This window comes from Sphingorhabdus sp. (assembly GCF_044338195.1).
GTDB lineage: Bacteria > Pseudomonadota > Alphaproteobacteria > Sphingomonadales > Sphingomonadaceae > Sphingorhabdus_B.
The window spans coordinates 70,814-81,427 of the sequence record NZ_JBIIMC010000007.1 but is presented as its reverse complement, the minus strand read 5'-3'; the positions used below and the strand labels follow the sequence as shown (position 1 = coordinate 81,427).

The following is a 10,614-nucleotide window of genomic DNA, read 5'->3' as shown; positions in this document are numbered from 1 at the left end:
GCGATCAAAGCGGCGGCCGCCCTTGACTCTGCGCCCAACCCTGCTAATGCCCGCCTCGTTCGGTGGGGCGACGGCTCCACCGGCAACCGTCCGAGACAGTTGGTGAACGGAATTTGCCGTTCTTAATTTCCAGCCTAGACGGGGATAGAGATTTCAGGACTGGCTTTTGCCATCCTTCGCCACCGCTCCCGATTTTAGATCGTGTGAGTTCGGCATGAAACTTCCCCACGGACTGAAGTCAGCGGATCGCCCAGCCGGGTGTTTCGCTTTTCGTGTTGGATTTTGTCGGCTTGCCGGCGAAGTCTGAAAAAGGAGTAATGCATGAACCGTTCTGAAAAGACCGAAACAGTTGCATCGCTGAACGCCACTTTTAATGAAGCGGCGGTTGTCGTCGTCACCCGTAATCTCGGGCTGACGGTTGCACAATCGACCGACCTTCGTTTGAAGATGCGGGACGCTGGCGCAAGCTATAAGGTTGCCAAGAACCGTCTTGCCAAAATCGCTCTTGAAGGAACGCAATATGGATCGGTGGCTGAATTGCTTACCGGCCCTACAGCGCTCGCTACATCGTCGGACCCGGTTGCAGCTGCAAAGATTGCTGTCGAGTTCGCAAAGACCAATGACAAACTTGAAATTGTCGGCGGCGCGATGGGTGACACGTTCCTTGATGTAAACGGTGTAAAGGCGCTGGCTTCGTTGCCATCGCTCGACGAACTGCGCGGCACGCTTATCGGGCTTATCCAAGCACCGGCAACGAAGCTTGCACAGCTGTCGACCGCACCTGCTGCGAAATTGGCACGCGTTTTTGGTGCCTATGCTGACCAAAAGGCAGCATAACTTTTTTGAATTAAACCGGCTGCGTCCCATGGTTTTAACCGGCTGGGCGGGCCCTACAGATATGACAGAAAATCGGAGTGTTATTTAAATGGCTGATATTGAAAAGCTCGTAGACCAACTTTCGGCATTGACCGTTCTTGAAGCGGCTGAACTTGCTAAGGCTTTGGAAGAAAAGTGGGGCGTTAGCGCCGCTGCTGCTGTTGCTGTTGCTGCACCTGCTGGTGCCGCTGCGCCAGCTGCTGAAGAGCAGACTGAATTTGACGTTATCTTGACCGGCGATGGCGGCAACAAGATTGCAGTCATCAAGGAAGTCCGTGCGATCACCAACCTTGGTCTGACCGAAGCAAAGGCTCTTGTTGAGGCCGCGCCAAAGGCACTCAAGGAAGGCGTAAACAAGGCAGAAGCCGAAGACATCAAGGCGAAGATCCTTGCAGCCGGCGGAACCGTCGAACTGAAGTAATTCGGTTTCCCTTACGGGATATAAAATGGGGCGGCCTAGCGATAGGCTGCCCCTTTTTTATTGCCGCGCGTTCGCCATCAATAAACACACATATTTCGGCCCTTTTCTTTTGAAAATTCTGCAGGTTGCAGGCAGTCATGGCGCATGAATAGCAACGCCGACCTCGCCGCCCTGATTCGCAGCATTCCGGATTATCCCAAACCGGGCATCATGTTCCGCGACGTCTCTAGCCTGCTGCTCGACGCCGACGGCTATCGCACGACCATTGATCGGCTCGCGGCTCTGGTGGACCCTGATACGCAGCTTGTCGCGGGTATTGAGGCACGCGGCTTTATCGTGGCGTCTGCTCTGGCATATGTGCTTGGCCTTGGCCAATTGATGCTGCGCAAGCCCGGGAAGCTGCCCGGCGAAAAAATCAGCACGGATTACACGCTCGAATATGGCACCGACCGCATTGAAATGCATGTCGGCCATGTGCAGCCTGACCAGAAAGTGCTGTTGGTTGACGATTTGATTGCCACTGGCGGCACGGCATTGGCGGGCGTCGACTTAATTCAGCAAGGCGGCGGCAGGGTTGAACAGGCATTGTTCATCGTTGACCTGCCTGACCTCGGCGGCGCGGCCAAGTTGCGCGCCCAAGGTGTGCGGGTGGCATCGCTGATTGGTTTTGATGGCGATTAAGCGCGCCACAATATTCCGTTTAACTTTGCGGATATCGTGCAGCGCATGTCTTAATTTTTGAAGGCTCAGGCCGCTTCCCGCTGACTTCAAAGCGGGCGATATATCCACCCAATTTCAATTGCTCGGTAAATCCGGTCAAACGATAGCCCACGGCATCAAATTCGCAGAACAATAGCTTTGGCGGAATACCGTGCTGGGCGGTGGGTCGATCGCGGTCAACGACAATGACCTGTCCGCCTTTCGCGAGCGCAGGCCGCATGCGCCATAGGAACGCATAAGGCTCGCCTATTTCATGATACATATGCACCATGAAAACGCGGTCAAAGCTGTTTTCTGGCAACCGGGGATCATCCAGAGCGCCTTCCTTGATGGCAACATTATCGAGCTGTTCGCGCGTGACCCGGTCACCAAGTCGGTCAAGTGCATCCCGATTGATATCCTGCGCAAGCACGCGCCCTTTTGGTCCAACGCGGTCGGCAAGGCGGATGGTGTAATAGCCTTCGCCTGCCCCGATATCGGCCACCGTGGTCCCAAGCTGGATCCCGGCCCAATCCATCACGAATTCGGCCTCTCCGGCTTCATCACGCGCTGCCTCAGTCGAAAATTCGGTATCGCCAGCTGTGGACACCAGACGTTCGGCGCGCGGGAATGCTGCGGCGCTCTCGCTACGTTCGTCTGCCTTATCTTCTCGCGTGCAGCCGCTCGCAAATAGCAGTGGAACCGCGATGATGGCCAGAAAGCTCAACCGGGCGTTCGTGCGCATGCCTAGCTCGCCTTACGCGTCGGCCATAACGGCTGCGGGATTGGCAGCCTGTTTATCGAAGTTCAGGAAAACATCCTTCACCCAATGTGGCAAGGGAATGGGGCGATGCGTATCGAGGTCCACATGCACGCTGACGAGGTCAACTGTTGCGCGCAAATCGTCTGAGCCATCTTCAGTAATGCCATGGATTTCCACGATTTGAGTCATGCTGGTCCGCCCAGTCGCAACCGTGCGCGCCATCACCTCAATAAGCTCGTCCGGCTTAATCGGCGCGAACCATGTGACGGTCGCCTTTTTGACATGAAACTCCAACGGCGCGCCATCGGCATAATCGCGGAATTTCACCGCGCGCCAATATTCGGTGACCGCGACATCGGCATAATCGAGATAGCGCGCGTTAAAGACGACGCCCTGCGCGTCCGTCTCGGACCAGCGCACGCGGAAACGGTGATGGAAAGCAAACTCGGTGCGCGCCATGTCAAATTGCCTTTGATTGGCCAGGGGTGTTGACCCCCATCGATTGCAGGTAACGCTTCACGTTCCGTGCGGCCTGACGCAGACGATGCTCGTTTTCAACCATAGCGATGCGGACATAGCCTTCGCCGTCCTCGCCATATCCAACGCCGGGCGCGACCGCGACCTTTGCTTCGGTCAGCAACTGTTTGGAAAATTCAAGGCTCCCCAAATGCGCAAGCGCAGGTGGCAATGGTGCCCATGCGAACATCGACGCCTTTGGTGGAGGAATATCCCAGCCTGCACGGCCAAATGCCTCAACAAGGATATCGCGGCGCTTGTGATAGAGCTGGCGATTTTGTTCAACAATGTCTTGTGGGCCATTTAATGCAGCGCACGCCGCCGCCTGAATAGGCGTAAATGCGCCGTAATCGAGGTAACTTTTAACGCGCGTCATCGCAGCAATCAGTTCGCGGTTACCCACGGCAAAGCCGATACGCCATCCTGCCATCGAATAGGTTTTGGACAATGACGTGAATTCAACGGCCACATCTTTGCCGCCCTTCACCTGCAGTATGGACGGGGTCGGGTTGCCGTCAAAATAGAGTTCCGAATAAGCAAGATCGGACAATATCCAGACCTTGTTGTCTTTCGCCCATGCGACCAACCGTTCGTAAAAAGCCAGATCAACAGTTTCTGCGGTGGGGTTGGAAGGATAGTTGACCACCAATATCGAAGGCCGCGGCACTGTGAACGCCATGGCGCGCTCCAGCGACCGAAAATAATTTTCATCAGGCGTCGTGGGAACCGACCGAATGGTCGCACCCGCGATGATGAATCCGAACGTGTGGATCGGGTAGCTTGGATTGGGCGCCAAGACGACGTCGCCCGGCGCAGTGATCGCGGTTGCGAGGCTCGCGAGACCCTCTTTCGAACCCATCGTGACCACGACTTCGGTTTCGGGATCCACATCAACGCCAAAGCGGCGCGCGTAATAATTGGCCTGCGCCTTACGGAGGCCGGGAATACCTCTGGACGCCGAATAGCCATGGGCATCGGGCTTTTGCGCGACTTCGCACAGTTTTTCGATGACATGGGGCGGCGGCGGCAAATCAGGATTGCCCATGCCCAGATCGATAATGTCCTCACCCGCTCCACGGGCCGCCGCACGCATCGCATTAACTTCAGCGATAACATAAGGCGGCAGACGCTTCATGCGGTAGAATTCTTCGGACATTGGCTCCCGTTTCCGGCTAGTTGATTACAGAGCCACCCTCATGCGCGAAGTTTTCGTGCATTTCCAGAAAAAGCTTTCGGTCCGCGGATTAGCGCGGCCGATTGCCTTTCGCTTTGTGCCGCACGCCATGCTTTGACGGTGGTGGGCCATCATTGCGGAATGGACGTACACCGTCACGGTTCGATCCACCACGTGGACCTCCGCGCGGTGGTCCGTCACCGCGCGGCCCACCGCCGCGTGGATTGACGCCCAATTGGGCACGCTGCGGGCGACCACCATCGCGGCCTCCGTCGCGACCCATGCGCTTGTTTTCACGCGCAGCTTCACGTGGTGGGCCATTGGCTTGCACGATCTCGACATCATTGTCTTCGTCATGCCCCGGCTGCGCGATTGCTTTGGCAAATTTTGCAACAGCGGCAGCAGCGATACCCACATGGGTTTCATTTGCTGCAATCCGGATGGCACCAATGTCGTTCTTGGTCACGCCGCCACGACGGCACAGCAGCGGCAATATCCATTTTGGATCCGCGTTGTTGCGGCGGCCGACGTTCAGCTTGAACCAAACAGAATCGTCAAATCCGGCGCGATGGTCATCACGCGGACGTTCGCGCGTGCCGTCATCCAGCATGTCTTCTGCCTGCGGCATTTTGGCGCGATGCACACGGACAAGTGCAGCCGCGATGTCTTCAGCCGACATCGTTTCGAGCAGCTTTGCACCCAATGCACGATCTTCGTCTTCGACTTCGACGGGTGTCAAAAGTGTCTCGAGAAGACGTTCATGGTCCTTGGCGCGAATATCTGCGGCAGTCGGGACTTTAATCCAGTCCGCCTCAATCTTCGCGCCGCGCAACATAGATTCAACGCGCTTGCGGCGCTGATAGGGCACGATGAGAACGGCGGTACCCTTACGACCCGCACGCCCTGTCCGTCCGGACCTGTGCTGAAGCCCTTCGGCATCGCGTGGCAATTCGACGTGGACCACCAACGACAGGTTCGGCAAATCGATACCGCGCGCCGCAACGTCGGTTGCAACGCATACACGGGCACGCCGATCACGCAGCGCCTGAAGCGCGTGATTGCGCTCGGACTGCGAATGCTCACCCGACAGCGCGACGACATTGAAGCCGCGCTCGGTCAGACTGGCATGCAAACGACGCACATTTTCGCGCGTTGCACAGAACAGGATGGCGGTTTCTGCTTCATGCAGACGCAGCAGGTTCACAACTGCATTCTCAATGTCCGGTGGAGCGACCGTTACGACCTGATAGCTGATGTCGCCATGGCCACGGTCTTCGCCGACGGTCGAGATGCGCAGGGCGTCTTGCTGGTAACGCTTGGCCAGCGACACGATTGGTTTCGGCATAGTCGCCGAGAAAAGCAAAGTGCGGCGGCCTTCGGGCGTCGCGTTCAATATTTCTTCGAGTTCCTCGCGGAAACCCATGTCGAGCATTTCGTCAGCTTCGTCGAGAATCGCGACTTTCAAAGCGGACAGGTCAAGTGCGCCACGCTCCAAGTGATCGCGCAAACGGCCGGGGGTCCCGACGACGATTTGTGCGCCTTGATTGAGCGTGCGGCGTTCTTTCGACGCGTCCATGCCGCCAACGCAGGTAGCGATGCGGACACCAGCCTTGGCATAAAGCCACATAAGTTCGCGGCTGACCTGCAGGGCCAGTTCGCGCGTTGGGGCGATGATCAGTGCGGCGGGTTCGCGCGCAAGGCTGACCAGTCCACCATCAAGGATTTGCGGTGCCATGGCCAAGCCAAAAGCAACGGTTTTGCCTGATCCAGTCTGCGCCGAAACGACAAGGTCGCGGCCTTCGGCCTCGGCTGTGATGACAGCAGATTGAACAGGGGTTAAAGCAGTATAGCCACGAGCGGTGAGCGCTTCATCAAGAAGCGGGGGAAGATTTTCAAACGTCATTATTGCGCGCCTTTGCGCCCTTTTTTACCTAATGTCCATGCTGCGCCGCACAACAAAACAATCTTCGACAATTTTCTGACATTTGTTATGCATGGAATATGGCCGATTCACCGAAATTCCCACCCTTCATGGATCCCGACCAATTCGCCAAAATGCTTGAGGGTTCGGCAGCCTCTGCGGCTGACCCAATGACGGCATATCGCGCCGCGATGGACGCGTGGGGGACGATGCTGGCGCCACTGGCCAAGGCGGGTCGCAGCAAAATTGACCCGTCGGATCGCCGCTTTGCTGCACCTGAATGGGAACATCCCGTTTTCGACTTGGTGCGTCAGGGATATCAGGTGATGTCTGACTATATGCTCGGCGCGGCTGATCAGCTGGATGGCGTCGCCGATAGTGACAAAGCAAAAATGGGCTTTGCCGTGCGTAGCATGATAGAGGCTATGAGCCCCGCAAATTCACCCTTCACCAACCCCGTCGCACTACAACGGGCGATGGAGACCAACGGTGCCAGCCTGATGTCAGGCATGCAGAATCTGATGAACGATTTGCAACGCGGCCAGTTAACACACAGTGATTCTGCTGCCTTTAGGCTTGGCGAAAACATCGCGGCAACGCCGGGCAAAGTCGTCCACCAAACGCCGTTGTATCAGCTGATCCAATATGATCCCACGACCCCGGACGTGTTGGCAACGCCGCTGATTATTTTTCCGCCATGGATAAACCGGTTCTACATTCTCGATCTGACAGCGGAAAAAAGCTTCATCAGATATTGCGTTGACCAAGGCATCACCGTTTTTGTCGTGTCTTGGAAATCTGCAGACAGTTCGATGAAGGACATTGTCTGGGACGATTATATCGCGGCGCAGATAGATGCGATCGACACCGTACGCGACGGCCTTGGCGTGCCAGATGTGCATGCGATAGGATATTGTGTTGCCGGTACAACCTTAGCCGCGACGCTTGCCGTCCTCGCCGCCACTGGCGGTGCCGACAAAGTGCGCAGCGCGACATTCTTTACCGCGCAAGTCGATTTCAGCACGGGCGGCGATCTGCTGAATTTCATCGACGACAACCAGATCGCAATGGTAGAAACGTTGAGCGCACCGCATGGCTATTTGGACGGTCGCTTCCTTGCGCTGACGTTCAACATGCTGCGCGGCAAGGACCTGATTTGGTCGACGGTCGTCAAAAATTATTTGCTGGGCGAAGATTACCCCGCGTTCGATCTGCTGCACTGGAATGGGGACGTCACCAATCTTCCGGCCAAATGGCACAAAGCCTATCTGGCGGACCTCTATCGCGATAACCGTCTGGTTGAGCCCGATAGTCTATCTGCGCTTGGCACGCCGATTGATTTGCGGCGCGTGCAAACGCCTTCCTACATTCAGGCCGGGCGCGAAGACCATATTGCGCCGGCCGAAAGCGTTTGGAAGCTGCAGGATCACTTTAGCGGCCCTGTCAAATTCCTGTTGGCGGGCAGCGGACATATCGCCGGCGTGGTGAACCCTCCGGCGCAAATGAAATATCAATATTGGACCAACGAAGGCACCGCAGGCTCGCTGGAAGAATTCATCGACGGCGCCACCGAAACCAAGGGCAGCTGGTGGCCCGATTGGATTGTTTGGCTGCTGGACAAGGGTGACGATAAAGTCCCTGCCAAAGGCGCCCGTATAGCCGGCGAAGGCGCGCTGAAGGCGCTGGAATATGCTCCGGGAAGCTATGTAAAAGCGCGATGAGATTCAGTTGACGTTTACGTAAACGTCGACTAATTCTCATTCAGCTATTTTTAGGAGAATCGTGATGCAATTGGAATTCAGTCCCGAAGAACTCGCCTTCCAACAGGAAGTGCGCACATTCATCGCCGAAAATTATCCCGAGAATCTCCGTTCGGTGCAAGACGAAGGACATGATCTTTCGAAAGAAGATTTTCTGTCGTGGCATCGCATTTTGGCGAAAAAAGGCTGGATCGCGCCAGCATGGCCTGTCGAATATGGCGGCACTGGCTGGACCGCGACGCAACGTTTCATCTGGTCCGAAGAACTTGCTGCAGCAGATTGCGTCGGCACCATGCCATTTGGCCTGTCGATGGTCGGACCCGTCATCTACACCTTCGGCACGCCCGAGCAAAAAGCACAATTCCTGCCCGGCATCTTGTCCGGCGACGATTGGTGGTGCCAAGGGTATTCGGAACCTGGCGCAGGTTCTGACTTGGCTTCGCTGCGCACAAAGGCAGTCCGCGATGGCGACCATTATGTCGTGAACGGTCAAAAGACATGGACCACGATGGCGCAACATGCCGACTGGGGCTTCTTCCTCGTCCGCACCGATTCCGATGCCAAGGCGCAAGAAGGCATTAGCTTCCTTCTCATCAACATGAAGACGCCCGGCGTAACCGTTCGCCCAATCATCACCTTGGGTGGTGAGCATGAAGTCAACGAAGTATGGTTGGAAGACGTCCGCGTGCCCGTTGCCAATCGCATCTATGAAGAAAACAAGGGCTGGACCTGCGCCAAGTTCTTGCTGGCGCATGAGCGTACCGGCATTGCCGCCGTTGCCCGCTCCAAGCGTGGCGTTGAGAAGATCAAATCCATTGCCCGCACAGAGCAGGACGGTGACCGCCCATTGATCGCCAACCCATTTTTCAAGCGTAAGATTGCGGAACTTGAAATCGATCTAACCGCGTTGGAATTCACCGAACTGCGCAGCCTTGCGGGCGAAGCGGCGGGCAAGGGCCCTGGCCCCGAATCCAGCCTGTTGAAAATCAAGGGCTCTGAAATCCAGCAGCGGATTACCGAACTCGCATTGGAAGCAGTCGGCCATTATGGCGCGCCCTATTTCCGCGGATTTGGCGAAGGCGACAACGAACATCCAATTGGTCCGGATTACGCGCATCGCGCTGCTCCGACCTATTTCAACACCCGCAAGACGACGATTTACGGTGGCTCCAACGAGATCCAACGCAACATCATCGCCAAGATGGTGCTGGGTATTTAATCTAACATTTTGCCGTCACCCTGAACGCGTTTCAGGGTCTTAATGCACAACGTTGAAATTAAGATGCTGAAACAAGTTCAGCATGACGGACCACTGGACAGGATAATTATAATGAATTTCAGCTACACCGAAACGCAGGACATGATCCGCGAAACCCTGAGCCGCTTTCTGGCGGACACATATGACTTTGACAGCCGCAACAAGATGATTGCCAGCGGCAGCGGACGTGACGCCGGCATTTGGAAGGCACTGGCGCAAGATCTCGGTATGCTTGGTGCGTCGTTTAGCGAAGCCCATGGCGGACTTGGTGGCGGCCACCTCGAAAATGCTTTGATTATGGAAGAATTGGGCAAGGTCATTGCGATCGAACCCTATCTGCAGACCGTCGTTGTTGGCGGTGGTGCGTTGAAGGCTGTTGGCGGCGCGATTGCCGATGCCGTCATTCCAGAAATTATTGGCGGCAATGTTATCATCGCGTTTGCCTACGCCGAGCCGCAGGGTCGCTATAATCTTGCGAACATTCGCACGACAGCGAAAAAAGACGGCGCAGGCTATGTGCTGAACGGCCATAAGGGCGTGGTGTACGCCGCTCCTTGGGCAACGCATTTGCTTGTCACCGCCCGCACTGGCGGTTCAGGCAGCGAAGCCAATGGCGTATCGCTGTTCCTGATTGATGCGAACACCGCTGGCATCGTGCGCCGCGACTATCCCACCGTCGATGGTTTCCAGGCTTCTGAAGTCTATTTTGAAAATGTTGCTATCCCCGGCGACGCTTTGTTGGGTGATGAGGGCGCTGGCCTTCCGCTGATCGAACGCATTGTCGACGAAGCAACCGTTGCCGTCTGTGCAGAAGCCTGCGGTGTCACCGCCAAGCTGCATTCGGGCACGCTCGAATATGCGCGGCAGCGTAACCAGTTCGGCCAGCCCATTTCGCGCTTCCAAGTATTGCAGCACCGCATGGTCGATATGTTCATGGAAGTTGAACAGTCAAAATCCATGACCACAATGGCGACCTTGAAGCTCGATTTGCCAGCCGCGGAACGTATGGCTGCGGTGTCGGCATGTAAGGCAAAGGTTTCGCGCGCAGCGAAGTTCGTGGGCCAAAGCGCCATTCAAACACATGGCGGCATTGGCATCACGCAGGAACTGGCCATCGGTCATTTCTTCAAGCGCGCGACGATGATCGAAAGCCAATTTGGTTCGGCTGACCATCATTATGCGCGTTTTGAACGCCTGACATTGGCGGATTAACCCGCCAATTCAAT

At 56.2% G+C, this 10,614-nt stretch carries 10 protein-coding genes; 6 read left to right on the top strand and 4 right to left on the bottom strand.

The window, feature by feature from the left end:
* The first annotated feature begins 321 nt into the window (after positions 1-321).
* From rplJ to ACIQZK_RS03665, 3 genes are all read left to right on the top strand, one after another.
* A complete protein-coding gene (gene rplJ, locus ACIQZK_RS03675) occupies positions 322-837 on the top strand; it encodes a 50S ribosomal protein L10 (protein WP_183939690.1) in 516 nt (171 codons plus the stop codon).
* Between the two features lie 88 nt (positions 838-925).
* Positions 926-1,297 (top strand): 50S ribosomal protein L7/L12, encoded by a 372-nt coding sequence (gene rplL / locus ACIQZK_RS03670; protein WP_395629258.1) that lies wholly within the window; start codon positions 926-928, stop codon positions 1,295-1,297.
* Positions 1,298-1,441: 144 nt separating this feature from the next.
* Positions 1,442-1,978, top strand: a complete 537-nt coding sequence (locus tag ACIQZK_RS03665; protein ID WP_397574952.1) for an adenine phosphoribosyltransferase — start codon at positions 1,442-1,444, stop codon at positions 1,976-1,978.
* 19 nt (positions 1,979-1,997) lie between these two features.
* Here ACIQZK_RS03665 and ACIQZK_RS03660 read toward each other — a convergent pair whose 3' ends face one another.
* The 4 genes from ACIQZK_RS03660 to ACIQZK_RS03645 all read right to left on the bottom strand — a co-directional run bounded on the left by ACIQZK_RS03660 (position 1,998) and on the right by ACIQZK_RS03645 (position 6,352).
* Positions 1,998-2,741, bottom strand: a complete 744-nt coding sequence (locus ACIQZK_RS03660) for a class I SAM-dependent methyltransferase (protein WP_397574951.1) — start codon at positions 2,739-2,741, stop codon at positions 1,998-2,000.
* A 12-nt stretch (positions 2,742-2,753) separates the two neighbouring features.
* On the bottom strand, positions 2,754-3,218 hold the full coding sequence (locus ACIQZK_RS03655) for an acyl-CoA thioesterase (RefSeq protein ID WP_397574950.1): 465 nt from the start codon (positions 3,216-3,218) through the stop codon (positions 2,754-2,756).
* A gap of 1 nt (position 3,219) precedes the next feature.
* Positions 3,220-4,431: an LL-diaminopimelate aminotransferase gene (locus ACIQZK_RS03650; RefSeq protein WP_397574949.1), complete on the bottom strand. Its 1,212-nt coding sequence runs from the start codon at positions 4,429-4,431 to the stop codon at positions 3,220-3,222.
* Positions 4,432-4,519: 88 nt separating this feature from the next.
* Positions 4,520-6,352 (bottom strand): DEAD/DEAH box helicase, encoded by a 1,833-nt coding sequence (locus ACIQZK_RS03645; RefSeq protein WP_397574948.1) that lies wholly within the window; start codon positions 6,350-6,352, stop codon positions 4,520-4,522.
* An 80-nt stretch (positions 6,353-6,432) separates the two neighbouring features.
* On the opposite strand from ACIQZK_RS03645, the gene ACIQZK_RS03640 reads away from it, so the two are divergent.
* From ACIQZK_RS03640 to ACIQZK_RS03630, 3 genes are all read left to right on the top strand, one after another.
* Positions 6,433-8,091 carry a PHA/PHB synthase family protein gene (locus ACIQZK_RS03640; RefSeq protein ID WP_397574958.1) on the top strand — a complete coding sequence of 553 codons (1,659 nt, stop codon included), beginning with the start codon at positions 6,433-6,435 and terminating at the stop codon, positions 8,089-8,091.
* Between the two features lie 64 nt (positions 8,092-8,155).
* Positions 8,156-9,349: an acyl-CoA dehydrogenase family protein gene (locus ACIQZK_RS03635; RefSeq protein ID WP_395636178.1), complete on the top strand. Its 1,194-nt coding sequence runs from the start codon at positions 8,156-8,158 to the stop codon at positions 9,347-9,349.
* Between the two features lie 111 nt (positions 9,350-9,460).
* Positions 9,461-10,600 (top strand): acyl-CoA dehydrogenase family protein, encoded by a 1,140-nt coding sequence (locus ACIQZK_RS03630; protein WP_397574947.1) that lies wholly within the window; start codon positions 9,461-9,463, stop codon positions 10,598-10,600.
* The last annotated feature ends 14 nt before the right edge of the window (positions 10,601-10,614 follow it).